Here is a 24,927-nt window from a genome sequence, read left to right as displayed (position 1 = left end):
GCCCCGGCACCCTCCCCACAGGAGGGCACCGGGGCTCCGCTCCGTCCAAGACCCACAAATCCCGCACGTGAGTTCCCTCATCGATCGTGCCCTCGCACGCCACCCCTCGTTGATCGGGTGGGGTGGGGACTCTGATCACTGCCCCGGCCGTACGGCCACCACGAACAAGGGGGCAGAACATGATCGACCAAACAGCTTTGCTGGAGTCCCAGGCCCTGCGCAGCAGCGTGCTGGACCGCACCGACGTCCTCGACCCGACGATGGTGGCGACCTACTTTCAGGTGGGCATCAAAGCCATCCGTTCTCTCGTACTCGACCACCGCCCAGAACTGGATGCCAATGGCTACCAAGTCTTGACAGGTTCAGAACTGAGCTCCTTTAAGGAGCTCAGTGAGATTCAGTCGCGCACCCCGTCCCTCGCGCTCTTCTCTCGCCGAGCCGTCCTCAACGTCGCCATGCTCCTCCGTGACAGCGAAGTCGCACGTCAGGTACGTGTCTACCTCCTCGACATGGAGTACCTGGCCCGGACACAACCTGTGGAAAACTGTTCAACGCCCTGATCGAAACCTCGGGCGAGCACCGCCGGGAGCTCATCGAGCTCCGGCAGGACATCGAGTACGTGGAACGCAAACTGGGCCAGCACCACGTGCGCCTCAACTTCCCGGAGATGGAAAGTCCGACAGGCACCGTCTCGGCGCTCAAGGCCATGACATGGCAGGCTCTCGAACGCCACGTCGCCGATCTCCTACGGCGTGACGGCTGCGTCGCGTGGCCGTCCAGTGCAAGAACCACGTCGGCCATCGCTACGTCAGCAGCTCCGCCATGCAGAGGTTCGCCGGCGCCGCACGAGCCGTCGATCGTGCGGACATCGCTCTCTTCGTCGCCACGTCCGACTTCAGCAGCGAGGCTCAGGCAATCGCCGAGCTGGCCGGGGTCCTCACCGTCAACCGCCTCCAGTCGGAGGCGTGGAGCGCCGGAACGCCTCTCAAAGCACTGAGGTAGGCCATAGGCGACTGAGCGCCTTCAAGGCGCTCAGTCAGCGCAGTTCCTTCGGCGGGGTCCGCTTCGCGTCGACCTTCTGCACCCGCACCAGCTCGCCCCACACCACGTACCGGTAGCGGCTCGTGTAGACCGGGGTGCAGGTCGTGAGGGTGATGTAGTGGCCCGGCTTCTTCTTGCCGGACTCCTTCGGGATCTGCGACAGGACCTTGACGTTGTACTTCGAGGTCTCGGGGAGGATGTCGTAGACCTTGTAGACGTACCAGTCGTCGCGGGTCTCGAAGACGACCGGGTCGCCCACCTTCACCTTGTCGATGTTGTGGAACTTGGCGCCGTGGCCGTCGCGGTGCGCGGCGAGGGTGAAGTTGCCGGTCTTGCCGGTGGTGGGGAGGGTGGCCTTGGCGGGGTCCGTGTAGTAGCCGGCGACGCCGTCGTTGAGGACGTCCGTCGACGTGCCCTTCTCGACCAGCACCTCGCCGTTTTTCATGGAAGGAACGTGCAGGAAGCCGATGCCGTTCTTCGTGTTCAGCGCGCCGGGGCCGGTGTCCTGCTGGGCCCAGGTGTCACGGACCTTGTCGCCCTCCCGGTCGGCCTTGCGGTCGGCGACGACGTTCGTCCACCACAGGGAGTAGACGACGAACAGGCCGAGCACCAGGCCCGCCGTGATCAGGAGTTCACCGAAGACGCTGACCGCCGTCGCGATCCGGCCGATCGGCCGACGGCCCGGTGCGGGGGCCGCGTCCGGCGCGTCGGTCTGGTCTTCGGTGTCGTCGGCGGTCGCTGCCACTGTTCCTCTGCCTCTGCCCTTACTCGACGAGCGCGTCCGGCTTGCCCTTGCTGCGCGGGCGTTCCTCGACCATCTTGCCCCAGACGATCAACCGGTACTTGCTGGTGAACTCCGGCGTGCAGGTGGTGAGCGTGATGTAGCGGCCTGCCTTGGTGAAGCCCGACCCCTTCGGGATCGGGTCCAGCACACTCACATTGCTGGGCGCCGTCACCGGAAGCATCGACGTCACCTTGTACACGAAGTACTCGTCCTGCGTCTCCACCACGACCGCGTCGCCCGCCGTCAGCTTGTTGATGTACCGGAACGGTTCGCCGTGCGTGTTGCGGTGCGCGGCCAGCCCGAAGTTACCGGTCTTGTCCTGCGGCATCGCGGTCTTCAGCACGCCCTCGCCGTAGTGGCCCACCATGCCCTTGTCGAGGACCTTCTTGTTGCTGACGCCCTCGGCGATCGGCGCCACCACGTCCAGCTTGGGGATGTGCAGGATGGCGAAGCCCTGCCCGGGCGCGAAGACACCGGGCGCCCGCTTGCCGCTCGCCCAGTCCTTCTGGAGGCTGCTGGCCTCACTGCCCGCCTGGGCATGGGCGCGCACGTTCGTCCACCACAGCTGGTAGGTGACGAACAGCAGCATCAGCACGCCGGTGGTGATGAACACCTCGCCTATCGCCCGGCTCGCCACGACGGCCGGTGAGGGCTTGCGCAACCGCTCCCGGCGCCGGGCCTCCACCCGGGACAGGGGCCGTCCCGACGCCCGGCTCTCCTGAGGTGCCGTCTCCGGTGCGCCGCCGTGACGGCCACCGCGGCGCTTGGCGGCCTTTCTGCGGGCCGCGCGGCCGCCACCTGGGGCTCCGGGGACAGAAGAGGCTGCTGTGCCCGCAGAAGCCGATATGGGCGGCGGATCGGGGATCCGCAGAGCGACGGTCTCCTCGTCGATCGGCGGGAGATACCCCGTGGGCTCCCCGACCGGCGAAAGATACGCCGTCTCCCCGAGCGCGCCAGAGCCCCCGTACGACTGATCCCCGTACGAGGTATCGGTCTCGCGCTCCGGGCGCAGCGCGGTCACGCCGTGGCCCTGCCCACCACCGGGGCGAGCCCCACCGACCTCGCCACGGCCCCCTGGTCACCGCACTCCACCAGCCAGTTGGCCAGCATCCGGTGCCCATGCTCGGTCAGCACCGACTCGGGGTGGAACTGCACACCCTCGACCGGGAGTTCACGGTGGCGCAGCCCCATGATGATCCCGTCGTGGGTGCGGGCGGTCACCTCCAGCTCGGCCGGGACCGTCGCCGGCTCGGCGGCCAGCGAGTGGTAGCGGGTCGCGGTGAAGGGGGTGGGCAGCCCCGCGAAGACCCCCCGGCCCTCGTGCTCCACCAGCGAGGTCTTGCCGTGCAGCAGCTCGGGCGCCCGGTCCACCACACCGCCGTACGCCACCTGCATCGACTGCATACCGAGACAGACACCGAAGACCGGGACGCCCGTGGCCGCGCAGTGGCGGACCATGTCCACACACACGCCGGCCTCCTCCGGTGTCCCGGGGCCGGGCGAGAGAAGGACGCCGTCGAAGCCGTCCTGGGCGTGCGCCGTCGACACCTCGTCGTTGCGCAGCACCTCGCACTCGGCACCCAGCTGGTACAGGTACTGGACCAGGTTGAAGACGAAGCTGTCGTAGTTGTCGACGACGAGAATCCGCGCGCTCACTGGTTGTCCACCGTCACATCGTTGAAGGGCAGCAGCGGTTCGGCCCAGGGGAAGACGTACTGGAAGAGGACGTAGATCACGGCCAGGATCAGCACGAGTGAGATCAACGCCCTCACCCACGCGTTCCCCGGCAGATGCCGCCAGATCCAGCCGTACATGCCGTCCCTTCCGTTCCACCACGGCACCAGAATCCCGCCGTACTGCACCAGACTAACGGCGCAGCGCCTTCGGTTTGCCTGCCTCCACAGGCTGCGTGGAGTCCAAGTGCGCCCAGACGATCAGCCGATGGCTGTGCCCCCATTCCGGATCGCACGTGGTCAGCGTGAGATAGCGCCCCGGACGCGTATACCCCGACTTACGTGGCACAGGGTCGATCACTTCAACGTCCGTCGGAACTGTTTTGTAGGGGCCTTTGTCGATCCGATACGTGAACCAGGTCGTACCGTCCGTCAGCACGATCGCGTCCCCCACCCGCAGCTTCGGGAAGTCGAGGAACGGATCGCCGTACGTGCGCCGATGGCCGGCGACCGCGAAGTTGCCCTCCTGGCCCAGCCGCGCGGTGCGCGCGTAGTGGGCGAGGCCCTTCTTCAGCACATCGGTCCCCGTGCCCTCCAGGACCGGCTTGTTCCACGTGAAACCGAACCGCGGGATGTACATGATCGCGAAAGGCCTGCCGTAGTGGTACGCGGCCGGCTCGGCGGGAGCGGCCGCGGAGGCCTTGGCCGTGGGGTGAACGGCGGCACTGTCCGACCACTGGCGCTGTAACTGGTCGATCTGGTCGTGCATCACACTGTCGGCCTTCACACCGGTCCAGAACAGCACATACACGACAAACAGGACTATGAGCGTGCCGACGGTGATGCAGAGCTCGCTGACGGTCCTGACGATCACGCGCACCGGCGGCTCCAAAGGACGAGCTGCTTACTCCACGGGCTTCGCGTAGTGCAGATCCACTGTGCCCGAGTAACCCGGCAGAGTCACCGTCCCGTCCTCGGTGACTTTCCAGCCGAGGCCGTAGACGTTGACGTACACCATGTAGTTCTGGATGGCCTCCGAGTCCGCGAGCGCCTGCTGCATCTTCGCGGGGTCCCCGATCGCCTGGATCTTGTACGGCGGTGAGTAGACGCGGCCCTGGAGAATCAGGGTGTTGCCCACACAGCGCACGGCACTGGTGGAGATCAGCCGCTGGTCCATGACCTTGATCCCCTGGGCGCCGCTCTGCCAGAGGGCGTTCACCACGGCCTGCAGGTCCTGCTGGTGGATGACCAGGTAGTCGGGCTGCGGCTCGGGATAGCCGGGCAGCTTGGCGGTGGCGTTCGGCGGGGCGTCGTTGAGGGTGACGGTGATCGCCTTGCCGGTCAGCTTCCGGGTGCCGGCGTCCTTCTCCAGCCCGGTCAGCCTGTCGTCCTGAGCCTTGGTGGAGCCGTCGTCGCGCTCGGCGAGCTTCTCGTTCTGGTCACGGTTGCTCGCGTTGGACTCGTCCAGCTCCTTGTTCTTGCGGCTGCGCTCCTGGATCAGGTCGGACAGCTTCAGCAGGTTGTCGTCCGAGCGGATGTCGGTGCCCTTGGCCGTGTTGAAGCTGGTGAAGAAGAGAAGACCGGCGAGGGCGAAGACGCACACGGTGAGAATCCGCACCGGCCGGAAGCCGCCCTTGCGGGCCGGGGCCGAACCCGTTGATCCGGTCGCGTTGGAGTCGGCAGAATTGCTCAACGTACCCTTATCTCCTTCAGCGCCACGGAAGCACTACGCTAACGGACGCCCGGGGGAGCGCTCAGTCTGCCCTTACTGTCCCCTTGTACGCTGCCCCGAGCCCGACCCAGTTACCTGCGCGGCCACGCAGCGCATCGACAGGAGAGACCCTCGTGCCGAAGTCACGTATCCGCAAGAAGGCCGACTACACGCCGCCCCCGGCGAAGCAGGCGACCGCCCTCAAGCTGAACAACCGAGCCTGGGTCGCGCCGGTGATGCTGGCCATGTTCCTCATCGGGCTGGCCTGGATCGTCGTCTTCTATGTGACCGACGGTTCACTGCCGCTCGACAGCCTCGACAACTGGAACATCGTCGTGGGCTTCGGCTTCATCGCGGCCGGCTTCGGCGTCTCCACGCAGTGGAAGTAGCCCCGGCCGACAGCTCTGCCCAGGGCTGTTCGCTGAGTTATCCACAGGCCTGACCTGCTGTCCACACCCTCCTGGGGAAAAGACGACGATCTGTGGATAACCCATCGGACGTTGACGCCGGTACGACTACCACAACACCTCTCGCGTAACTGTTCGCCCCCTGCCCGACCTGCGGAAACGCAAGTGAGGGACAGGGGGCGCAGTTGTGCGCGCACGTTGTGCACAAGATCCGCCACCAACTGTGGACAACGGTTCGGTATCGGTGCGGTGAGCCGCCGTGATCGGGCTCAGGTGAGCTGGGCGGTGCGGACGACCGTGAGCACGACGGCCAGGACCAGGACCAGCGCGCAGGTGCCGTACTGGATGAGGTTCCGCCGCTCGCGCGGGGCGTGCACCATCGCGTATCCGGTGATGACACCGGCGACCAGGCCGCCGATGTGGGCCTGCCAGGCGATACCGCCGCTGAAGGTGAAGATGAGGTTGATCACCAGCAGGGCGATGATCGGCCGCATGTCGTAGTTGAGTCGGCGGATGAGTACCGCGGTCGCGCCGAAGAGGCCGAAGATCGCGCCGGACGCGCCGAGCGAGGGCTGGTTCTGGGCGGCGAGCAGATAGGTGAGCGCGCTGCCGGCCAGGCCGGAGACGAGGTAGAGCGTGAGGTAGCGGGCGCGGCCGAGCGCGGCCTCCAGTGGGCCGCCGATCCACCACAGGCTGAGCATGTTGAACACGATGTGCATGTAGTTCGAGCTGTCATGCAGGAACATCGCGGTCAGCATCCGGTAGTACTGGCCCTGGGCGATGCCCTCGACATCGCCGTACTGCCGGAACCAGGCCTGGCCGATCAGGTCGAAGCGGTTGGTGAAGCTGTCCCCGACCGAGAGCTGGACGAGGAAGACGGCGATGTTGATCCCGATCAGGATCTTGGTGAGCAGCCGGGGGTCCGCGGTGATGGTGCCGCCGGCGAGGGTGCGGGGCTGGGCGGCGGCGGGGGGCGGGCCGCTCTGGCCGGCGGTGGTGCCGCGGACGCACTCGGGGCACTGGAAGCCCACGGAGGCACTGACCATGCACTCGGGGCAGATGGGGCGCTCGCACCGGGTGCAGCGCACGCCGGTCTCGCGGTCCGGGTGCCGGTAGCACATGGGCAGGCTGTGGGCGTCGCGCGCGCTGCCTGCCGCCTGGTCCTCCATGGGGTCCCCTCGCTCGTGGTGGTCACCATTGTGCCCCGCACATCCTTACGGACGGGCGGGGCGTTTGGTTCCCTTCGGAGGTTTGTCCGGGGCCGTCAGTTCTCGCGCTTCTCGACGAGCACCGTCTCGAGGACGACGTCCTTCTCGGGCCGTTTGTTCGGGCCGCTGACGGCGACGGAGGCGATCTTGTCCACGACCTTCTGGCTGTCCGCGTCGACGACCTCGCCGAAGATGGTGTGCTTGCGGTTGAGGTGGGGGGCGGGGTTGACCGTGATGAAGAACTGCGAGCCGTTGGTGCGCGGGCCGGCGTTGGCCATGGCGAGCAGGTAGGGCCGGTCGAAGCGCAGGTCGGGGTGGAACTCGTCCTCGAACTTGTAGCCGGGGCCGCCGATGCCGGTGCCGAGCGGGTCGCCGCCCTGGATCATGAAGCCGCTGATCACGCGGTGGAAGACGGTGCCGTCGTAGAGGGGGTTGGTGGAGACGGTGCCGGTGGCCGGGTCGGTCCACTCGCGCTCGCCGAGGGCCAGCTCGACGAAGTTCTTGACGGTCTTCGGGGCGTGGTTCGGGAAAAGCCGGACCTCGATGTCGCCGAGGCTGGTCTTCAGAGTGGCGTAGAGCTGCTCGGCCACGGTCCGCCTTCCGTTGTGCTCATGTGCGCCCGGGTGTAACCCGGTGCTGGCTTGGACGGCACGATCCTCGCACGGTGCGGCGGCTCCGTGGCCCGGCTGCGGCCTGGCGGCGGACATCCTCACGAATCGCTTGCCGAAACCCGGCGGAGTCCCCCCGTCCGGCCGGGAGCGCGCGGCGCCGATCCGTGGCATTGTCGTCGACAAGCCCCTCTTAGCTCTGGTTGCACCCGTATGCCCGTCCTCGCGCGCCGCCCGGCCCGTTGGCAGGCATGATCCCTAAAAGGGTGGAAAGTCGAAATACCGTACGCCACCGAGGAGGAGGAAACCCGTGACCCGCAAAGAGAGCGTGCGCGCCGCGACCAGTTCGGCGAAGGACAGCGTGCGGCACGCCGCGGAAGCGGTGGCGCCCTACGCCGACACGGCCATGGAGCGTGCCGCGTACTACGCGCAGGAGGCACGCGTACGGCTCGCGCCCGTGGTGTCGCAGGCCGCTGAGCAGGCCCGCGTCCAGTACGACGCCCGTCTCGTGCCGCGTCTGGAGCAGGCCCGCACGCATGTGCCGCCGAGGGTGGACCAGGCTGCGCACGATGCCGCCGATCTGACCCGTAAGGCTGCCCGGCAGGCGGCCGACTACTCGCGTCCGAGGATCGAGCAGGCCGTGGCGGCGGCCGGGCCGGTCCGTGAGGAGGCCTCGGCCCGGGGCGCCGCCGCGTTGGCCGCGCTGCGCGGCAATGTCTCGGCGGAGGACATCGAGAAGCTGGCCCGCCGGAACCAGCGGCGGTCGGCGTGCGGCCGTGCGTTCAAGGCGTTCGCCGTGTTCGGTCTGCTGGCCGGTGCGGGCTTCGCCGCCTGGAAGTGGTGGGACAAGCAGGCCAACCCCGACTGGCTGGTCGAGCCGCCCGCCGCCACGGAGGTGCCCGACGCGGGCCGTCTCGGCTCGGTGGACGGCAGTTCCCCGCTCGATCCCGAGGTCCAGGCCAAGGAGGCCGAGGAGCGGGCGAACCGGGACGGCAAGGAGCGCTGACCGGCGCGTTCCACGTTTCACGTGGAACGCGCCCCTGTTCCACGTGAAACCACCGGTACCAAGAGAAAACCCCCTGACCGCGTTTACGCAGGTCAGGGGGTTTTGTTGTGGAGCCTAGGGGAGTCGAACCCCTGACATCCGCCATGCAAAGACGGCGCTCTACCAACTGAGCTAAGGCCCCGGCGCTCAACAGAGTACCGGGTCACCCCCCGTACCTCGCAAAAAGATTGGGGGTCCCCCCGGATGACCACGCTCCGTAAGATGCTCGACGAGGTTCGCTGTAGCGAACCGTGGATTTTTTGGGGAAGCGATGGGGAGACGCAATGGACGCCGCACAGCAGGAAGCCACCGCCAGAGCGCGGGAGCTGCAGCGGAACTGGTACGGAGAGCCGTTGGGGGCGCTCTTCCGTAAGCTCATCGACGACCTGGGGCTCAACCAGGCTCGTCTGGCGGCGGTCCTCGGACTGTCCGCGCCCATGCTGTCGCAGCTGATGAGCGGCCAGCGGGCGAAGATCGGCAACCCGGCCGTGGTCCAGCGGGTGCAGCTGCTCCAGGACCTGTCGGCGCAGGTCGCGGACGGCAGCGTGAGCGCGGCCGAGGCGACCGAGCGGATGGACGAGATCAAGAAGTCCCAGGGGGGCTCGGTGCTCAGCAACACCACACAGACGACGAGCGGTTCGGGAGCGCCGACGGTCAAGCGGGTGGTCCGCGAGATCCAGTCGCTGCTGCGCTCGGTGGCCGCCGCGGGCGACATCATCGACGCGGCCGACACCCTCGCCCCGACCCATCCGGAGCTGGCGGAGTTCCTCCGGGTGTACGGCGCCGGCCGTACCTCGGACGCGGTCACGCACTACCAGTCCCACCAGAGCTGAGCCACGGCCCGGCACACCGGAGGGGGTCCGGTGGACCGGGCAGGGCAAGGCCCTGGCAACGGGGGCACGCGAGAGGGGTCGTATCGCTCATCCGGGGGAAGCAAGGGGGGTAACAGGCAAGGGGGTGGCAGGGGGACTCGAGGGGGAGGGGTACGGGCAGTCATGGGTGAGGTCTTCGCGGGCCGGTACGAACTGGCCGACCCGATCGGTCATGGCGGGGTGGGCGCCGTCTGGCGTGCCTGGGACCACCGGCGGAAACGCTATGTGGCGGCCAAGGTGCTCCAGCAGAGTGACGCCCACGCGCTCCTGCGTTTCGTGCGGGAGCAGGCGCTGCGTATCGACCACCCCCATGTCCTGGCTCCGGCCAGCTGGGCCGCCGACGACGACCAGGTCCTGTTCACCATGGACCTGGTCGCCGGCGGTTCGCTGGTCCATCTCGTCGGGGACTACGGCCCCCTGCCCCCGGCGTTCGTCTGCACCCTGCTCGACCAGCTTCTCTCCGGCCTCGCGGCGGTGCATGCCGAGGGCGTGGTCCACCGGGACATCAAGCCCGCGAACATCCTGCTGGAGGCCACCGGTACCGCCCGTCCGCGCCTGCGGCTTTCCGACTTCGGCATCGCCATGCGGCTCGGCGAGGCCCGGCTGACCGAGACCAACCTCGTGGTCGGCACGCCGGGTTACATCGCCCCCGAACAACTGCTGGGCGCGGAGCCCGACTTCACGGCCGACTTGTTCGCCGTGGGCCTGGTCGCCCTGTATCTCCTGGAGGGGGCCAAGCCGGACGCCAAGGCGCTCGTCCAGTACTTCGCCGAACACGGCACCCCAGGGGCCCCCAAGGGCATCCCCGACCCGCTCTGGGAGGTTGTCGCCGGCCTCCTCCAGCCCGATCCCCATTCCCGCTTCCGTACGGCCACGGGTGCCCGCAAGGCCCTCGCCCAGGCGAGGGAACTCCTGCCGGAGTCCGACGCCGACGACGAGTCGATCGAGATCTTCGACCAACTGGGCCCGCTGCCCTCGGGATTCGCCCTGGAGGGTCCGCTGCGGAGGGCGTCCGGGATCGACACGGGCACCGGCACGTCGGCGGGTTCGGAAGCGGGCGCGGACAGAGGCAGAGGGTCAGGCACGGGGTCGGGTTCGGATTCCGGTCCGGGTCCGGGTTCGACGGTCGGAGAGCGGTCGTCCGCTGATGCGGTCGCCCCGACCGGGCCCCCGGACGCTCCCCCGTCCCCCGCCGGCATGTCCGACACCGGCAGCTTCCGGCTCCCTCCACCCCAGACGCCGACGCCCCCCACCTCGGCCGCGGAATCGCCCCGGCCGACACCGACGTATCCGCCGTACGCCCAGCCACAGCCACAGCCACAGCCACAGCCACAACCGGCCGCCCCCGCACCACAGTTCCACACCCCCTGGCCTCCCGCGCAGCCGCTTCCCCCGGTCCAGCCGGATGCCGACACCACCACCGCCACCTACACCGCCCGGGACCCGCAGACCCCGGAGGCCGGGCAGGCCGCGCCGGTGGCGGTCCGTCCCCATGGACGGCGTCGGCGCCGGGTCCGTCGTCCCGGTCCCCCCGCGAAGGCGGCCGTGCCCATCCTGCTGCTGGCGCTGGCCTGTTACGCCGTGGGTTTCTGGGCGTTGACGCGGATCTGAGCGCGGCGGGCGGTCAGGGTCCAGACGCCGAGGACCAGCAGCAGGGCGGTGCCCGTGCCGATCCCGGCCACGGCGAGCGCCCGCATCGCGGTGTGGTCGTCGCCGGTCGTTGTCCCGAGGCTCCCCTGGTCCGACGACGCGTCGAAGAGGCCCTTCGGGACGGACGAACCGGCGTATTCGGGGCCGGAGTTCGGGGTGCCGTCGAGCCGGACCCGGAGGGTCACGCCGTACGGTCCCGGCCCGAACGTGTCCGCCGTCTGCCCGGTGAGATGGACGACGAGGTAGTAGGCGCCGGCGAAGCGGACGGCGTTCTGCTCGCCGGAGACGGCGTACCGGTTGGCGTACGCCACGGGTGGCAGGGGGTCGAGGGAGGAGGACTTCTGGGTGCCGTCGTAGCCGAGGGAGACGTCGTCGACGTAGCCGCGGACCGGGTTGTAGAGGGAGAGGTTGAGCGCGACGTTGACATAGCCGTGGGCGTCTCCGCCGGTGCTGCCCAGGTCGACGGTGGCGTGGAGTTGCCGGCCCCAGGCGACGGGGATCGCGTAGTAGAGGGTCTGGCCGGGGGTGATGTCGGTCTGCCAGACGCCCTGGTCGAGGGTGCGGGCCGTGCTGAAGCCGGCCCCGCCGGTGGCGCGGTGGGGGTCTTCGGTGAGCGGCTCGGGCGATGCGGAGTTCCAGGTCTCGGGGGCGGTGGTGGCGCCCGTGCCGGCCAGGGCGGGTTCGGTGGCGGGGGCGATCTCCAGGTCCCAGCTGCCCGGGGTCGTGGTCCGGGAGCCGGACACGGCGCGTTCGACGACCAGGTAGTAGGTGCCCGCGTCCTTGCAGAGTGTGCCGCCCGCCTCCCGGCGTCCGAGCGCCGTGATCGGGCGGGGGCTCAGTCCGGCGCCGAAGCGGGCGCTGTCGTAGTGGCAGGAGATCCCGTTGGCGTCCTCGACGGAGACCGTGATGCCGTCGCTCGCGGAGACGGTGGCGTCGGGCGGCGGGACGGCGGTGACGGGGACGTACGCGTCGGTGGCGGCGGCGAGTTCGAGGCGGAAGTAGAGCTTCCCCTTGTCGGGGAGGGAGCTGCGATAGGTCTCGCCGGGCTCCAGCGGTACGGCGTCCGCGGTGTTCTTCGCCCCGGTGACCGTGCGGGCGTCCGGGGCGAAGGCGTATCGGCTGCCGTCGTCCGCCCGGGCCGGTGAGGCCAGGGAGACCAGGGTGGCCGGCAGCAGGGCCGCCAGTGCGAGGGCGGCTGCGAAGGGGACTCCGAGGGCGGCCCCACGGCGGACTCCGAGGGGGGCCGCCCTGCCGGTGCCCCGTCGCCCCGCCGTCGTACGCCACCGCCGTATCACGCGCGCCCCCAGCCGTCGCTCGCCCGCCGCCGAAGTCCCGGACCCGCCCCATACTGCCCCGCGCGCCCGCGCGCCACCCGGCAATCGGTGGGACCGTCCGAAACACCCGCGTCGCGCCGGGGCCCGGAGAACGCAAAACCCCGACCGCGAGGCGGCCGGGGTCTCAGTGTCGTCTGTTGTCGGTACTCACGAACCCGTGGGCACGGAGTCAGTCGCCTCCGTCCACAGATCCTGCTCGGCGCGATCCGCCTGGATCTGGCGGTACACGAGGAGCCCGCCGATGGCGGCCAGTGCGACCAGGAGAAGCTTCTTCACCGCGCGACCTCGTCTCTTCCTTGACGTAGGGGACCTCTGGCGCCCGACTATACACACCGACCGATACCGATCGGTGACCTGGCTTCCGGCCCGCATCCGGCCCCAACTCCGGCCCCCGGCACGGTGTTGCGCGCGGCCGGGACCGTTCCGATCGGAGGGTGATCACACCCCCACGGACGGTTACTTTGATACCTCTCGTCTCCTTTTGGGAGTTTTCCTACCTCTATGCGTCCAACCGGGTGGTGTTCATCTGAACATCGACGCGCCACGGGTTGACGTCCCCCACTTCGCGCTCCCCATACACATCATGAGGAAAGTACGCAAATCGCCCAACCCGAAAGTGAGGGGCCATGGCCCGGAACACCAAGGTCATGAAGCTGTGGACCGCCATCGTCACCGCCTTCCTCGCGCTGTGCACGGCGCTCGGATTCGTCTCCGCCACCACCGCCGCCGCGGTACCGCAGACCGAGACCCCGCGCAACAGCAGCGGCGACGACCACGGCAGCGAACAGGTCCCCGACCGGGTCAGGATCCCCGCACAGACTCACTGGCTCTGGTCCCAGGCCAGGTCCCTGCCCCCCACGATGAAGCAGCGCATCCGGGCCGAGGCCCACGGCAAGACCCCCAGCTGCCGCCACCGGGCCCTCGACGCGACCGAGTCGGAGACCGCGGCCGAAACCCCCTCGGAACCGCTCGACTGCTGACCCGCACAGCCTGCTGAGACGCAAACGGCGCAAGGGCGACTTGCGTACGTACCAGCGCCTACTGCGACAGAGACCCGCGACCGGGAACCGGCCGCGGGTCTTCGCACGTCCGGGGCCGGGGGCGGCCGCCCGACTCATCAAGTCCTCTTGAGGAGTCGTAGCCTGAAAGCGTGCCCAAGGCCTACGAGGAGATCGCCGACGATCTCCGCCGTGCCATCCGGGACGGCGCGCTCAAGCCCGGCGCCCGGCTGCCCTCGGAGACGGAGCTGGCCAGGCAGCACGGCCGCAGTGTGCCCACGGTCCAGAACGCGCTCCGGCTGCTGAGCGCGGAGGGCCTGATCGACAAGCGGCACGGCACCGGCACCTTCGTGCGCCGCCCGCGCACCCGCGCCGTCCGTGACAACACCCGGCACCAGTGGGAGAAGAACCGCGCCCGGATGCCGGAGGCCGCCCGCGCCGCGACCGGCGCGACCGAGCACGACACCGGACTGGTCCTCGACGACCTGGTCTTCTTCGCCCGGTACCGCGAACTGACCGCCCCCAGCGACCTCGCCGACGCGTTCGGGGTGCCGGAGGGCACCGTGCTTCTGGAGCGCACCTACCGGACCCGGCACGCGGCCGAGACAGGCCCCTTCAACCTGGTGACCTCCTATCTCGTCCGCGACCTGATCGCGGCGAACCCGGCGCTCCTGGACGAGACCAACGAGCCCTGGCCGGGCGGCACCCAGAACCAGCTGTACACCGTCGGCATCGAGGTCGGCCGCGTCGAGGAGCGCTTCACCGCCCGCCCGCCGACGCCCGAGGAGGCCCGGGAGCTGGACCTGCCGGCCGGCACCTCGGTGATCCTGCTGCACAAGACCTCGTACGACGTCCACGACCGCATCGTGGACATCACCCTCGTCACGCTCCCCGGCGACCGCACGGAGCTGCTCTTCACCACGTATCTGGAAAGGTGGTGAGCGCTGCCGTGAGCCGGCGCGCCGCTGTCGTCACCGTCGTCACCGCGGTCCACGCCCCGTCGGGCCGCTTCCTGCCGGAGGCCTACGCGTCGCTGTGCGAGCAGCGGCTGCCGGACGGGTGGGAGTGGCGGTGGCTGGTGCAGGAGGACGGGTACGGCGACGAGGTGCGCCCGTACGTCCCCGACGACGCCCGGGTGTCGTTCCGGCAGGGCCGGGCCGGTGGTCCCGGTGTCGCACGCACCATCGCGCTGGCCCGGGCCGAGGGGCCGTACGTCAGGGTCCTCGACGCCGACGACCGGCTGCCGCCGGGCGCGCTCGCCCGTGACCTGGCCGTGCTGGAGGGCGAGCCGGCCGTCGGCTGGGCCACCTCACGGGTCCTGGACCTGCTGCCCGACGGCTCCACGGCCGGTTTCCCGGGCGACCCGGAGGAGGGCCCGATCGAGCGCGGAGCCGTGCTCGACCACTGGACGGCGAACGACTTCCGCGCCCCGGTCCACCCGGCCTCCCTCTTCGTCCGCCGCGAGCTGCTGCTGGCCCTCGGCGGCTGGATGGCGCTGCCCGCCTCCGAGGACACCGGGCTGCTGCTCGCGCTGAACGCGGTGAGCCGGGGCTGGTTCACGGCGGAGACCGGGCTGCTCTACCGCAAGTGGGAGGGCCAGGTCACCGGCCAGTCCGCGCACACCGACCCGGTGGAGCGGGAGGCCCGGATGGCCGTCGTGGCGGCGCGGGCGCGGGCCCTGGCCGGCTTCGGGTGGCAGTACCCGCCGGGCCGCTAGCGCTCAGGGCAGGGTCGCCGCGTCCACCCGGGAGAAGACCAGGTCGCTCTCCTCGGTCACCGGCCGGTCCCAGCGGACCGGGACCACCGGTTCGCCGTGCAGCGCGCGGGGGTAGCTGTCGGCCGCGTAGCTGTTGGCCAGACGGTAGACGTGGTAGCCCGCGTCGGTCATGGTGCGCAGCAGGTCGTCCGCCGAGTCGCCGAGCTGGGCCATGCGGTCGGGGGTGACCTCGACGGTGATCTCGGCGTCCGGGCGCAGCTTCTCCAGCAGCGGGGCGAGCCCGCGGACCACCGCGCCCTCGGCCCCCTCGACGTCGATCTTGACGACCCGCGCGGTCTCGATCTCCTCCGGCAGCAGCAGTTCGGGCAACGGCACCGCCTCGATGTCGAAGCTGGACTCGGCCGGGCCGTCCCACGGGACGATGCTGTTGGCGCCCATGTTGCGGGAGCTGGCGAGCACGAAGGTCAGGGTGCGGTGGGTGTCGGAGACGGCGGCGTTGACCGCGCGGATGTTCCGGCAGCCGTTGAGCTCGCTCTGCTGTTCGAGGCGGCGGTGGAATTCGGGGGAGGCCTCGACGGCCACGACCCGGCCCCGGTCACCGACGAGCCGCGAGGCGAGGACGCTGAAGACGCCGATGTTGGCGCCGACGTCGACGAAGCAGTCCCCCGGCGCCAGCCGGCCGCGCAGCCAGCGGGTCATGTGCGGTTCCCACACCCCGAAGAGGTAGAGATAGCGCTGGATGAGGTCCTGGGTGTCGACCGCGAACCGGGCGCCGGAGAGCGTCTCGACCACGCGTCGCCGTGGGTGGTCGCGCAGGTAGGGGTTGAGCGCGCGGGCGGCGCGGGCCTTGCCCCAGGACACCGGGAGGTCGCGGACGTAGCGGCGGCCGAGCGTGGCCAGGAGTTCGGTGAGTTCCGTACGGTTGTCGCTCATCCGCTAGTCAGTGATCCTTCTGCCGTCGATCCGGATCGCCTGGGACGGGCAGCGTTCGGCGATGTCCCGGATCAGTTCGTCGTCCCCGGACTGCTCCCGTCCGGGCAGGACGAAACCGTACCCGTCCTCGAAACCGAACACGGCGGGCGCCCGGAAGGCGCACTCACCGGACCCGTAACAGACGTCGGCGTCCACGGAGACCTCCATGCCGGGTCCCCTGCCCCGCAGGGGACCGGCTGAACCGGTCAGGTCCGGTCAGGTGAACGGCAGCTCCAGCATCCGGATCGCGTTCCCGCGCAGCAGCTTGTAGGCCACCTCCGGGGCCAGCCCGCCCACGTGTTCCTGGGCCACCCGCTTGGTCTCCGGCCAGGTCGAGTCGACGTGCGGGTAGTCCGTCTCGAAGGTCGCGTTGTCCACGCCGACGGTCTCGATCGCCTCGATGCCGTGCTTGTCGCGGAAGAAGCAGCAGAAGATCTGCCGGTAGTAGTACGTCGAGGGCGGCTCCGGGATCAGGTCCTTCACCCCGCCCCAGGCGCGGTGCTCCTCCCAGACGTCGTCGGCGCGCTCCAGGGCGTACGGGATCCAGCCCATCTGCCCCTCGCTGTAGGCGAGCTTGAGCCGGGGGAAGCGCACCAGGACCCCGGAGAAGAGGAAGTCCATCATCGAGGCCATGGCGTTGTTGAAGCTCAGCGAGGCCTGGACGGCGGGCGGGGCGTCGGGGGAGGCGGCGGGCATCTGCGAGCTGCTGCCGATGTGCATGTTGACGACCGTCCCGGTCTCCTCGCAGGCCGCGAAGAACGGGTCCCAGTAGCCGGAGTGGATGGACGGCAGGCCCAGATAGGTGGGGATCTCGCTGAAGGTGACCGCCCGGACGCCCCGCTCGGCGTTGCGCCGGATCTCGGCGACCGCCAGGTCGATGTCCCACAGCGGGATCAGGCACAGCGGGATCAGCCGGCCGCCGCTGTCCCCGCACCACTCCTCGACCATCCAGTCGTTGTAGGCGCGGACGCAGGCCAGCGCGACCTCCTTGTCGTCGGCCTCGGCGAAGGTCTGTCCGCAGAAGCGGGGGAAGGTCGGGAAGCAGAGGGAGGCCTCGACATGGTTGATGTCCATATCCTTGAGCCGTTCCTTCGGGTCCCAGCAGCCGGGCCGCATCTGCTCCCGGGTGATGCCGTCGAGCGTCATCTCGTCCCGGGAGAAGCCGACGGCCGCGATGATCCGCTTGTACGGGAAGAGCAGGCCCTCGTACTCCCACCAGTCGGTGAGCTGGCCCGCGGGATCCGTGGTGAACCGGTACTTGCCGCCGATGTAGGCGAGTTCGCCGATCCCCGCGGTGAAGGGCTTGGGCCCCTTGTCGCGGTACTTGCCCGGCAGCCACCTCTCGAAGAGGTGCGCGGGCTCGATCACGTGGTCGTCCACGCTGACGACCCTGGGCAGATCCTGGGTGCCGGTCGCGTCCACTGCCATGCCTACCCCCTGCTGCCTGCGGAGATTCCGCTATATCTGACGACCCATCAGATTTGGCTTCGCCATTCAGGCTAGGCCCCACAGCCGGGACCAGCAAGGGCCGCCGGAAACACGCCCACCCCCTTGCGGGCGGCGCCGCCATCCGCTGAACTGACGGACCGTCAGACATGTGCCGGGATCCGGGGAGGGTGCGGGATGCGATCAGCCTTGCTGAGCGGTGCCGAATGGTTCGCGGTGCTCCGCATCGGGCTCGGGCTGTGGTGGCTGGAGAGCTGGCGGCACAAGGACAAGAAGCAGTGGTTCGGCGGCGGGGGCATCCGGTGGGCGGCCGGCATCGCGGAGAAACACCGCTGGCCCGTGGTCCGCCGGGGCTTCGACACGGTCGTCGCACCGCGCCCCCGGCTGATCGCCTACGTCGTGGCGTACGCGGAACTCGCCCTGGGCCTCGGCCTGGTCTCCGGCCTCTTCACCCCGATCGCGCTGGTGGCCGGCCTGCTGCTCAACCTGGTCTACCTGGTCCTCATGATCCACGACTGGGCGGAGCAGGGACAGAACCTGATGATGGCCCTGATCTCCCTGGTCGGCCTGTTCGCGATCTGCTGGCAGAGCTGGTCCCTGGACTCCGCACTGGGGCTGTTCGGCTAGCTCACCGCGCCGTATGGCTGGAGTGTTCGCGCCCGGCGTGGCACCCTGCCCGCGCCCGGCAGCGAGGAGGCGGAGATGACTGATCCCTCGACCGAGACGCTCAGGAAGCTGCACTCCGCGCGTGCGCGCAGTGCGTACGAGCGTGCCGCGGCCGTCTGCCGCCATGCGGGGATCACCCCCGACGCGGCCCAGACGGTCCCGACGAGCCCTGTCGGCCGGGCGGCCAACGCGCTCCGGCTGTCGGCCCAGTCGCTCGCCGCCCTGGCCGACACCGCGCCCGGCACCGCACCCGACCCCGCCGCGGACGCCCGCTGCGCCCGCAACGCGGCCGCCACCGCGGCGCTGGCCGCACAGGTGGCCGCTGCCCTCGACGACCGCCCCGAGGCGTCCGCGGCCCTGGCCGCCGCCCTCACCGCGTCCCGGGCGGCCGCGCTGGCGGCCGCCGGAACGGCCGCGGGACAGGACACGGCGCTGAACACAGCGGCCGACGACGCGGAGGAACGCGCGGTCGAGGCGGCCCGTACGGCGGGCTGGATACGGGACTGAGGCCGGTCACTACGACGGCCGGCACGGTGGCCGGCACGAGGGCCGAGCCGACCGACCGGACGCCCGGCCGCGCCCCGGGTGGACGCCGATCCCGTGCCGTTCGGCACCGGTCCCTCCCCACGTGGGGACCGGTGCCGAACGGCGCGGGTGGCGTCGGACCGCGCCCTGCGGACAGGCGGCCTGCCCAGTGTCGGAGAGAACGGCTGCCGTCGTCGCGCCACTCCGGCGGGTGATCACCGGAGGAAGCTGACCGAGAACATGCGGTTCCGTGGACTGTCTCTGCGGATGCTGAGCTGGTCGGCCGGTCGGGCGGCGCCCGATTACCGCGGTGCTGTGGCGAAATCCTGCCAGTCGGGGAGCACATCTGAGGAGTCCATGACGTCCGGTCCAAGGCTTCGCCGCAGGTCAGCCGTATAAGGTGAGTTTTCCGGTCCGGATGTCCAGCAGCGGGGAAGTAAGGGGTGGAGAGCCTTGGGTCCCGACGCAGGGGCACGGACAGCCTTCGCGGAACGACTCGCGCTGCTGTACAAGGAGGCTGGCAACCCTCCGCTCAAACGCGTCGCCGAGGCGGTCGACCGACTGCACCGGGTCGACGAGCGGGGCCGGCCCGTGCGGGTCTCCGCCCAGCGGATCAGCGACTGGCGTCGGGCGAAGAACGTGCCCGCGCAGTTCGCCGCGCTCTCCGCCGTGCTCCATGTCCTCGTCCCGCAGGCCCGCCGCTCCCAGCCGGCACCGGTCTCCTCGGGGCTGTACGACCTGGCCCAGTGGCAGAAGCTGTGGGAGCGGGCGGTGGCCGACCCGGTCGGCGAACCGGACGGACCGGAGACGGCGGAGGAGACGGAGCCACCGCCGGTCGACAGCGTCTGCCCGTACCGCGGTCTGGCCTCCTACCGCCGTGAGGACGCCCGCTGGTTCTTCGGCCGCGAGCGCAGCACCGACGCGCTGGTCGCCCAGCTCCACTCGGCACAGGACGGCGGCGGTCTGGTCATGCTGGTCGGAGCCTCGGGGGCGGGGAAGTCCTCGCTGCTGAACGCCGGTCTGGTCACCGCGCTGCAGAACGGCGCCCTGGCCGACGAGGAGGGGCGCCCGCGCGAGGTCCTCCAGCTCGTCCCGGGAGCGGATCCGGTCAAGGAGCTGACCCGCCGGATACCCGAGCTGGCCGATCTGGCGGACCTGGACGATCCGGAGGCCGTCCGGGCAGCGGTCACGGCCTGGGCCCGGCGTGAGGCCGAGGATGTTTCACGTGAAACATCGCCGTCGGGATCCGCTACGGCCGGTACTCCCGGTCCGGCCCGACCGGTCCTGATCGTGGACCAGTTCGAGGAGACCTTCACCCTCTGCGCTGACGAGACGGACCGGCGCACCTTCGTCCAGCTCCTGCACACGGCCAGCACGTCCGCCGCTGCCGACGAGCCCGCTCCCGCCCTGGTCGTCCTCGGTATCCGTGCCGACTTCTACGAGCAGTGCCTCGGCTATCCCGAGCTCGCCGACGCGCTCCAGCAGCGCCCCCTGGTGCTCGGTCCGCTGACCACCGCCGAACTGCGTGAGGCCGTGACCGGTCCCGCCAAGGCGGTGGGGCTGGAACTGGAGCCGGGACTCGCCGAGCTGATCGTTCGCGAGGTGAGCGCCGACGGCCCGCGTGGCGCCCATGACGCCGGTGTCCTGCCGCTGCTCTCGCACGCCCTGCTCGCCACCTGGCAGCGCCGCAAGGCGGGCCGGCTGACGCTGGCCGGCTATCGCGCGGCCGGCGGCATCCAGGGCGCCGTCGCCGCGACCGCCGAACGTGCCTGGTCCAGCCTGGACCCGGCCGCCCGTACCGCCGCCCGGCTGCTGTTGCTGCGTCTGGTCCGGCTCGGCGAGGACACCCAGGCGACCCGCAGGCGCAGCACCCGGCGCCAGCTGGCCGCCGAGTCCACCGACCCGGGCAAGACGGAGGAGTCGCTCGAAGCCCTGGTCCGGGCCCGGCTGGTGACGCTGGACGCGGACACGGTGGAGATCACCCACGAGGCGCTGCTGCACGCCTGGCCCCGGCTGCGCGAGTGGCTCGACGAGGACCGCAACGGCAATCTGCTGCGCCAGCGCCTGGAGGAGGACGGCCGGACCTGGGGCGAGTCGGACCACGACTCCGCACTGCTCTACCGGGGTTCACGGCTCGAACAGGCCCACACCTGGGCCAAGTCGGCCGACGACACCTTCCTGACCCGCAGTGCGGTGGAGTTCCTGGCGGCCTCGGTGCGGCTGCGCCGTCGTACCGTGTGGATCAGCCGGACCGCCGTGGCGGCACTGGTCGTGCTGGCGATCCTGGCGGCCGGCTCCGCCGTGGTCGCCCGGCAGCAGCGGGACGACGCGATGTTCGAGCAGGTGGTGGCCGAGGCCGACCGGTTCCAGTACGCGGACCCGTCGCTGTCCGCCCAGCTCGACCTGGTCGCACACCACCTGCGGCCGGACGACGAGGGCGCCGCCAACCGCCTGATATCCATCGTCAACGCCCCGCTGGCCACCCCGCTGCTCGGCCACACCGGAGCGGTCTACCTCACCAGCTTCAGCCCCGACGGCAAGGTCCTGGCCACCGCTGCCTACGACCGCACGGTCCGGCTGTGGGACGTGAGCGACCCGACCCGGCCGAGGGCGCTCGGCAAACCGCTGCTCGGCCACACGAGCTGGGTCTCCAGCGCGGTCTTCAGCCCGGACGGCCGCACCCTGGCCAGCGCCGGCGACGACGGCACCGTACGCCTGTGGAACGTCGCCGACCCGAAGCACCCGGCGGCCCTGGGCACCCCGCTGACCGGTCACGACGGCACCATCTACCTGGTCGCCTTCAGCCCGGACGGCAAGACCCTGGCCACCGCCGACGAGGACCACACCGTCCACCTGTGGGACGTGCGCGACCCGCGCCACCCCTCGTCGCTGGGCACCCTGACCGGCCACACCGAAGCCGTCCGCTCCATCGCCTTCAGCCCCGACGGCCACACGCTGGCGGCCGGCAGCGACGACAACACGATCCTGCTGTACGACGCCTCCGGCCCCCGACGGCCCAGGCGGGTGGGCGCTCCGCTGACCGGGCACGCGGCGACCGTGCACTCCGTGGCCTTCAGCCCGGACGGCAAGACCCTCGCGAGCGGCAGCAAGGACGACACGGTACGGCTGTGGGACGTCTCCGACCGGGCACACGCCAAGGCGCTCGGCGGGCCGCTCACCGGCCACACCGGGCCCGTCTGGTCGGTGGCCTTCAGCCCCGACGGCTCCATGCTCGCCGCGGGCAGCGCGGACTCCACGGCCAGCCTGTGGAACGTCGGCAACCCTGCCTTCCCGTCCCAGGTGGGCGAGCCGCTCGCGGGCAGCAGCGGCGAGATGTACGCCGTCGGCTGGAGCCCCGACGGACACACGCTCGCCACCGGCAGCGGGGACGGCAAGGTGCGGCTCTGGGCGATCCCGGGGTCCGACATGATCGGCGAGGCGGGGGCGTTCAGCCCCGACGGGCGCGTCCTGGCCACCGGAGGCAACGACAGCAGGATGCGGCTGTGGAACATCATGGACCCGGCCCGGCCCACGGCGCTCGGTGAGCCGTTCCGGACCGGCTGGCGCGACCTGCGGTCGATGGTGTTCACCCGCGACGGCCGCACCCTCGTCATCCTCACCGGCGAGAACAACGTCAACTGGGTACAGCTCTGGAACGTCTCCGACCCCGCGCACCCCGCGCAGTACGGCGCTCCCGTCCGGCTGAACACCCGGTACGCGGGCGCCGAGGCGCTGGCGCTGAGCCCCGACGGGCGGACCGTGGCCGCCGACTACGACGACCGCACGGTGCAGCTCCTGGACATCTCCGACCCGGCCCACCCCAGGCGGCTCGGCGAGCCCCTCAAAGGCCACACCGGCTATGTCAACGCCCTCGCCTTCAGTCCGGACGGCAGGACCCTGGCCAGCGGCAGCGCGGACGGCACGGTCCGCCTCTGGAACGTCTCCGACCGGTCCCGCGCCAGGTCCCTGAGCGCCCCTCTCACCGGCCACCTGGGCCCCATCAACACGCTCGCCTACAGCCCCGACGGGGCCACCCTCGCCAGCGGCAGCGACGACGACACGGTCCGCCTCTGGAACGTCTCCGATCCCGCCCGTGCGAGCCGCCTGGGCCCGGTCCTCACCGGCCACACCGAGGCGGTCGTCTCCCTGACCTTCAGCCGGGACGGCAGGATCCTGGCCAGCGGCGGCAACGACAACACGGTCCGCCTCTGGAACGTGTCGTCCCCGTCCTCCGCCCACCCCATCGGCCAGTCCATGAGCCCCAACGCCAAGACCGGCAACTTCCTCTCCTTCGGCCCGCAGAGCGACATGCTGGGCGTCTCCAGTGGCGCCGGCACGGTCCGCCTGTGGAGCCTGGACGTCGCCGAAGCCGTCACCCGGATCTGCTCGGTCACCCGCAACGTCCTGACCCGCGAGAAGTGGCAGGAGTACCTCCCCCGCCTCACCTACGACCCGCCCTGCGGCGACTGAACCACCCCCACATATGACACCGCTTGAGTGATCCCGATCACAACTGCTCACCACGGCGAAGAAGTTGGCTCCCCCCGCACAGGCCACCTTGTTACGCTGACCACAACCCGGTCGCTGGTGCATCCCCCGTCGCCAGCGATCGGGCTTTTTCATGCCCGGCGCCGGTGTCAGTGATCAATCGCCATCTCGTTGGCGAGCCGACATCAGTGCTCGTCACGATCGCCGGTCGCCCCCATGTGTCCACCGGCTCGCCCTCTCGATGCGCACGGTGGGGAAGATGGCCTCGTCCGGGTGCTCTCGATCGAGGAGGGTCTGTCTTACGTGGTTACTGGGATCCGCTGCCCACGGCACGGCGACTCGTCATCACCGCGGAATCGGCGAGGGAAGTCTTCTCAGGCGTCTGGACGGAACGGAACTGGCGCAACGTCTGGACGCACCGCGCCACATCGCCTACGACGACGACTACGGGGACGGCTTCGGAACGGAGTTCGTCTACCGCCGACCCGTGAGCGAAACGGCGACCGAGGCGGTGGTCTCGGCCGCCTGCCTGGAGCTGTACAGCGGTTACGGATGGGACGGCGACGACCACTGGGGCGCCGGCACCCACCCCGGCTGGGGCAGCAACGGGTCCGCCCAGTACCAGGCGCACTATCACGACGCCGCTCAAGGCCACCTGGACTTCGTCGCCTACATCGACGACGGACTGCAGGCGTATCTACGCGGCTACACCTTCTCGCTGGACCAACGCCGCCCACCCCGCCGCCGGTGCCAGCCGTAGATGCCAAAGACCCCCGGACCAGATGATCCGGGGGTCTTCGTGCTGGTGGGGCTAACAGGATTTGAACCTGTGGCCTCATCCTTATCAGGGATGCGCTCTAACCAACTGAGCTATAGCCCCGCCGCGCTCGGCGGTGTGTGTCCCGCGCGCTGACTCCTGAAGATTAGCGCACGACCGGGGCAGTCCCAAAATCGGTTGTCGGGGGACCTTCAGAAGAGGTTTGAACTCCGGTTACTCGTCCTCGGCCAAGGTCAGCTCGATGCCGCCGACGAAGCCCGCGGAGAGGTTGTAGATGAACGCTCCGAGGGTCGCCAGCGCCGTCGCGAGGACGACGTCGATGACCGCGATGATCGCCGTGAACGTCAGGACGTGCGGCAGGGAGAGGAACGACTGGAGGTCGAAGCCGTTCGACTCGTTCGAGCCGGTCGCCTCCGAGATCGTGCCGCCGACCGTCGAGAAGACGCCCATCGCGTCCAGGACCATCCACAGCACCGCCGACGCCACGATCGAGCAGATGCCGAGCGCGATGGAGAGCAGGAAGCTGACCTTCATCACCGACCAGGGGTCGGCCTTGGCGACCCGCAGGCGGGCCTTGCGGGTGCGGGGGGCGGTGCGCTGCCCGGCGCCGGTGCGCGGGCGCCGTACGGCCCCCGCGGGCGCCTGCGTCGCGGTCTGCGCCGGGTAGGCCTGCGGCGGGTGGTAGGGCCCGGCGGGCTGCTCCTGGTGCCGCTCCCCGGGCAGCGGGGAAGGGGCCTGCTGCCCGGGCGCCGGCTGGGCGCCCGGCGCGGCCGGGCCACGGGTGGTGTCGGTCACGGTTCCCCCCTGGGATCCCTGCGCGTCCGGCGTGGGCGCCTTCGTGGGCGCCTTGATCGCCTTCAGCTGGGTCGTGTGCGTGTCCGGCGGCTGCGGCGTACCGCCCCCGTCGGACGCGGCGGAGCCACGGGCGCCGCCGTCCGCATCCGTACCCGTCGAGGTACCGGCCGATCCGGCGCCCGTGGCTCCGCTCACGATGACTCACTCCT

Annotated in this window: 27 protein-coding genes and 2 tRNA genes; 13 read left to right on the top strand and 16 right to left on the bottom strand. The window is 70.3% G+C overall.

All coding sequences use genetic code 11. The annotated features are described in order from the left end of the window. Nucleotides 1–179: 179 nt before the first annotated feature. Entirely contained in the window at nucleotides 180–560 is a 381-nt protein-coding gene (locus tag ACFZDK_RS11055) for a hypothetical protein (RefSeq protein WP_390971726.1), read from the top strand. 208 nt (nucleotides 561–768) lie between these two features. Further along, the gene (locus ACFZDK_RS11050) at nucleotides 769–1,002 is read left to right on the top strand and encodes a restriction endonuclease (RefSeq protein WP_390971725.1); all 234 of its coding nucleotides are present in this window, start codon (nucleotides 769–771) and stop codon (nucleotides 1,000–1,002) included. A gap of 34 nt (nucleotides 1,003–1,036) precedes the next feature. Here ACFZDK_RS11050 and ACFZDK_RS11045 read toward each other — a convergent pair whose 3' ends face one another. From ACFZDK_RS11045 to ACFZDK_RS11020, 6 genes are read right to left on the bottom strand one after another with little or no spacing between them, the layout of a single operon-like run. After that, the gene (locus ACFZDK_RS11045; protein ID WP_390971724.1) at nucleotides 1,037–1,786 is read right to left on the bottom strand and encodes a class E sortase; all 750 of its coding nucleotides are present in this window, start codon (nucleotides 1,784–1,786) and stop codon (nucleotides 1,037–1,039) included. A gap of 19 nt (nucleotides 1,787–1,805) precedes the next feature. Next, a complete protein-coding gene (locus ACFZDK_RS11040) occupies nucleotides 1,806–2,846 on the bottom strand; it encodes a class E sortase (protein WP_390971723.1) in 1,041 nt (346 codons plus the stop codon). Beyond that, the gene (locus tag ACFZDK_RS11035) at nucleotides 2,843–3,481 is read right to left on the bottom strand and encodes an aminodeoxychorismate/anthranilate synthase component II (RefSeq protein ID WP_355712424.1); all 639 of its coding nucleotides are present in this window, start codon (nucleotides 3,479–3,481) and stop codon (nucleotides 2,843–2,845) included. Before ACFZDK_RS11035 ends, ACFZDK_RS11040 begins: the two co-directional genes overlap by 4 nt. After that, nucleotides 3,478–3,639: a hypothetical protein gene (locus ACFZDK_RS11030; protein WP_390971722.1), complete on the bottom strand. Its 162-nt coding sequence runs from the start codon at nucleotides 3,637–3,639 to the stop codon at nucleotides 3,478–3,480. Before ACFZDK_RS11030 ends, ACFZDK_RS11035 begins: the two co-directional genes overlap by 4 nt. A gap of 52 nt (nucleotides 3,640–3,691) precedes the next feature. Further along, nucleotides 3,692–4,378 (bottom strand): class E sortase, encoded by a 687-nt coding sequence (locus tag ACFZDK_RS11025; protein ID WP_390971721.1) that lies wholly within the window; start codon nucleotides 4,376–4,378, stop codon nucleotides 3,692–3,694. Nucleotides 4,379–4,402: 24 nt separating this feature from the next. Continuing rightward, nucleotides 4,403–5,191 carry a DUF881 domain-containing protein gene (locus ACFZDK_RS11020; protein WP_390971720.1) on the bottom strand — a complete coding sequence of 263 codons (789 nt, stop codon included), beginning with the start codon at nucleotides 5,189–5,191 and terminating at the stop codon, nucleotides 4,403–4,405. Nucleotides 5,192–5,343: 152 nt separating this feature from the next. On the opposite strand from ACFZDK_RS11020, the gene crgA reads away from it, so the two are divergent. Then, nucleotides 5,344–5,598, top strand: a complete 255-nt coding sequence (gene crgA / locus ACFZDK_RS11015) for a cell division protein CrgA (RefSeq protein ID WP_390971719.1) — start codon at nucleotides 5,344–5,346, stop codon at nucleotides 5,596–5,598. Between the two features lie 287 nt (nucleotides 5,599–5,885). On the opposite strand, the gene ACFZDK_RS11010 is transcribed toward crgA, so the two are convergent. Beyond that, a complete protein-coding gene (locus tag ACFZDK_RS11010; RefSeq protein WP_390971718.1) occupies nucleotides 5,886–6,785 on the bottom strand; it encodes a rhomboid family intramembrane serine protease in 900 nt (299 codons plus the stop codon). A gap of 95 nt (nucleotides 6,786–6,880) precedes the next feature. Continuing rightward, nucleotides 6,881–7,414, bottom strand: a complete 534-nt coding sequence (locus ACFZDK_RS11005; protein WP_390971717.1) for a peptidylprolyl isomerase — start codon at nucleotides 7,412–7,414, stop codon at nucleotides 6,881–6,883. Nucleotides 7,415–7,742: 328 nt separating this feature from the next. Here ACFZDK_RS11005 and ACFZDK_RS11000 point away from each other — a divergent pair, with 328 nt between their 5' ends. Next, nucleotides 7,743–8,438 (top strand): DUF5324 family protein, encoded by a 696-nt coding sequence (locus ACFZDK_RS11000; RefSeq protein WP_390971715.1) that lies wholly within the window; start codon nucleotides 7,743–7,745, stop codon nucleotides 8,436–8,438. A gap of 108 nt (nucleotides 8,439–8,546) precedes the next feature. Here the strand turns inward: ACFZDK_RS11000 and ACFZDK_RS10995 are convergent. Further along, nucleotides 8,547–8,619: transfer RNA gene (locus ACFZDK_RS10995), tRNA-Ala, on the bottom strand. A gap of 142 nt (nucleotides 8,620–8,761) precedes the next feature. On the opposite strand from ACFZDK_RS10995, the gene ACFZDK_RS10990 reads away from it, so the two are divergent. Continuing rightward, nucleotides 8,762–9,310 carry a DNA-binding protein gene (locus tag ACFZDK_RS10990; protein WP_089100435.1) on the top strand — a complete coding sequence of 183 codons (549 nt, stop codon included), beginning with the start codon at nucleotides 8,762–8,764 and terminating at the stop codon, nucleotides 9,308–9,310. A 162-nt stretch (nucleotides 9,311–9,472) separates the two neighbouring features. Continuing rightward, complete coding sequence (locus ACFZDK_RS10985) at nucleotides 9,473–10,960, top strand: protein kinase (protein ID WP_390971714.1); 1,488 nt, start codon at nucleotides 9,473–9,475, stop codon at nucleotides 10,958–10,960. Here the strand turns inward: ACFZDK_RS10985 and ACFZDK_RS10980 are convergent. Further along, on the bottom strand, nucleotides 10,924–12,294 hold the full coding sequence (locus ACFZDK_RS10980) for a hypothetical protein (protein WP_390971713.1): 1,371 nt from the start codon (nucleotides 12,292–12,294) through the stop codon (nucleotides 10,924–10,926). The two genes, ACFZDK_RS10985 and ACFZDK_RS10980, sit on opposite strands and share 37 nt — an antisense overlap. A 186-nt stretch (nucleotides 12,295–12,480) precedes the next feature. Further along, the gene (locus tag ACFZDK_RS10975) at nucleotides 12,481–12,609 is read right to left on the bottom strand and encodes a DLW-39 family protein (protein ID WP_003999697.1); all 129 of its coding nucleotides are present in this window, start codon (nucleotides 12,607–12,609) and stop codon (nucleotides 12,481–12,483) included. A gap of 350 nt (nucleotides 12,610–12,959) precedes the next feature. Here ACFZDK_RS10975 and ACFZDK_RS10970 point away from each other — a divergent pair, with 350 nt between their 5' ends. The 3 genes from ACFZDK_RS10970 (at nucleotide 12,960) to ACFZDK_RS10960 (ending at nucleotide 15,048) form a co-directional block, all read left to right on the top strand. Continuing rightward, nucleotides 12,960–13,313 carry a DUF6344 domain-containing protein gene (locus ACFZDK_RS10970; RefSeq protein WP_390971712.1) on the top strand — a complete coding sequence of 118 codons (354 nt, stop codon included), beginning with the start codon at nucleotides 12,960–12,962 and terminating at the stop codon, nucleotides 13,311–13,313. Nucleotides 13,314–13,483: 170 nt separating this feature from the next. Continuing rightward, nucleotides 13,484–14,272 (top strand): GntR family transcriptional regulator, encoded by a 789-nt coding sequence (locus tag ACFZDK_RS10965; RefSeq protein WP_390971711.1) that lies wholly within the window; start codon nucleotides 13,484–13,486, stop codon nucleotides 14,270–14,272. Next, nucleotides 14,269–15,048, top strand: coding sequence for a glycosyltransferase (locus ACFZDK_RS10960; RefSeq protein WP_390971710.1), 780 nt, complete (start codon nucleotides 14,269–14,271; stop codon nucleotides 15,046–15,048). The genes ACFZDK_RS10965 and ACFZDK_RS10960 overlap by 4 nt, the downstream gene beginning before the upstream one ends. A gap of 3 nt (nucleotides 15,049–15,051) precedes the next feature. Here the strand turns inward: ACFZDK_RS10960 and ACFZDK_RS10955 are convergent, their stop codons facing one another. From ACFZDK_RS10955 to ACFZDK_RS10945, 3 genes are read right to left on the bottom strand one after another with little or no spacing between them, the layout of a single operon-like run. Continuing rightward, the gene (locus tag ACFZDK_RS10955) at nucleotides 15,052–15,981 is read right to left on the bottom strand and encodes an FkbM family methyltransferase (RefSeq protein WP_390971709.1); all 930 of its coding nucleotides are present in this window, start codon (nucleotides 15,979–15,981) and stop codon (nucleotides 15,052–15,054) included. Between the two features lie 3 nt (nucleotides 15,982–15,984). Next, nucleotides 15,985–16,188, bottom strand: a complete 204-nt coding sequence (locus ACFZDK_RS10950) for a 4Fe-4S domain-containing protein (RefSeq protein WP_390971708.1) — start codon at nucleotides 16,186–16,188, stop codon at nucleotides 15,985–15,987. Between the two features lie 48 nt (nucleotides 16,189–16,236). After that, nucleotides 16,237–17,448 carry an amidohydrolase family protein gene (locus tag ACFZDK_RS10945; RefSeq protein WP_390971707.1) on the bottom strand — a complete coding sequence of 404 codons (1,212 nt, stop codon included), beginning with the start codon at nucleotides 17,446–17,448 and terminating at the stop codon, nucleotides 16,237–16,239. 195 nt (nucleotides 17,449–17,643) lie between these two features. On the opposite strand from ACFZDK_RS10945, the gene ACFZDK_RS10940 reads away from it, so the two are divergent. From ACFZDK_RS10940 to ACFZDK_RS10925, 4 genes are all read left to right on the top strand, one after another. Further along, the gene (locus tag ACFZDK_RS10940) at nucleotides 17,644–18,093 is read left to right on the top strand and encodes a DoxX family protein (RefSeq protein WP_390971706.1); all 450 of its coding nucleotides are present in this window, start codon (nucleotides 17,644–17,646) and stop codon (nucleotides 18,091–18,093) included. Between the two features lie 75 nt (nucleotides 18,094–18,168). Further along, entirely contained in the window at nucleotides 18,169–18,639 is a 471-nt protein-coding gene (locus tag ACFZDK_RS10935) for a hypothetical protein (RefSeq protein WP_390971705.1), read from the top strand. Between the two features lie 471 nt (nucleotides 18,640–19,110). Further along, nucleotides 19,111–23,127, top strand: a complete 4,017-nt coding sequence (locus ACFZDK_RS10930) for an AAA family ATPase (RefSeq protein WP_390971704.1) — start codon at nucleotides 19,111–19,113, stop codon at nucleotides 23,125–23,127. A 505-nt stretch (nucleotides 23,128–23,632) separates the two neighbouring features. Next, nucleotides 23,633–23,905 (top strand): hypothetical protein, encoded by a 273-nt coding sequence (locus tag ACFZDK_RS10925; protein ID WP_390971703.1) that lies wholly within the window; start codon nucleotides 23,633–23,635, stop codon nucleotides 23,903–23,905. A gap of 43 nt (nucleotides 23,906–23,948) precedes the next feature. On the opposite strand, the gene ACFZDK_RS10920 is transcribed toward ACFZDK_RS10925, so the two are convergent. Next, nucleotides 23,949–24,025: transfer RNA gene (locus ACFZDK_RS10920), tRNA-Ile, on the bottom strand. Between the two features lie 111 nt (nucleotides 24,026–24,136). Next, nucleotides 24,137–24,913 carry a DUF3566 domain-containing protein gene (locus tag ACFZDK_RS10915; RefSeq protein ID WP_390971702.1) on the bottom strand — a complete coding sequence of 259 codons (777 nt, stop codon included), beginning with the start codon at nucleotides 24,911–24,913 and terminating at the stop codon, nucleotides 24,137–24,139. Nucleotides 24,914–24,927: the final 14 nt, after the last annotated feature.

The sequence above is a fragment of the Streptomyces sp. NPDC007901 genome (genome assembly GCF_042959465.1).
GTDB lineage: Bacteria > Actinomycetota > Actinomycetes > Streptomycetales > Streptomycetaceae > Streptomyces.
Note: the sequence above shows the minus strand (reverse complement) of the source record. Positions and strands in the feature narration are given on the sequence as shown.

What these genes read in the sequence shown, in the direction of transcription:
- ACFZDK_RS10985 (WP_390971714.1), top strand. Translation starts at nt 9,473, where the DNA reads ATGGGTGAGGTCTTCGCGGGCCGGTACGAACTGGCCGACCCGATCGGT.
- ACFZDK_RS10955 (WP_390971709.1), bottom strand. Translation starts at nt 15,981, where the DNA reads ATGAGCGACAACCGTACGGAACTCACCGAACTCCTGGCCACGCTCGGC.
- ACFZDK_RS11030 (WP_390971722.1), bottom strand. Translation starts at nt 3,639, where the DNA reads ATGTACGGCTGGATCTGGCGGCATCTGCCGGGGAACGCGTGGGTGAGG.
- ACFZDK_RS11010 (WP_390971718.1), bottom strand. Translation starts at nt 6,785, where the DNA reads ATGGAGGACCAGGCGGCAGGCAGCGCGCGCGACGCCCACAGCCTGCCC.
- ACFZDK_RS11055 (WP_390971726.1), top strand. Translation starts at nt 180, where the DNA reads ATGATCGACCAAACAGCTTTGCTGGAGTCCCAGGCCCTGCGCAGCAGC.
- ACFZDK_RS10970 (WP_390971712.1), top strand. Translation starts at nt 12,960, where the DNA reads ATGGCCCGGAACACCAAGGTCATGAAGCTGTGGACCGCCATCGTCACC.
- ACFZDK_RS10935 (WP_390971705.1), top strand. Translation starts at nt 18,169, where the DNA reads ATGACTGATCCCTCGACCGAGACGCTCAGGAAGCTGCACTCCGCGCGT.
- ACFZDK_RS10950 (WP_390971708.1), bottom strand. Translation starts at nt 16,188, where the DNA reads ATGGAGGTCTCCGTGGACGCCGACGTCTGTTACGGGTCCGGTGAGTGC.
- ACFZDK_RS10990 (WP_089100435.1), top strand. Translation starts at nt 8,762, where the DNA reads ATGGACGCCGCACAGCAGGAAGCCACCGCCAGAGCGCGGGAGCTGCAG.
- ACFZDK_RS10945 (WP_390971707.1), bottom strand. Translation starts at nt 17,448, where the DNA reads ATGGCAGTGGACGCGACCGGCACCCAGGATCTGCCCAGGGTCGTCAGC.
- ACFZDK_RS10940 (WP_390971706.1), top strand. Translation starts at nt 17,644, where the DNA reads ATGCGATCAGCCTTGCTGAGCGGTGCCGAATGGTTCGCGGTGCTCCGC.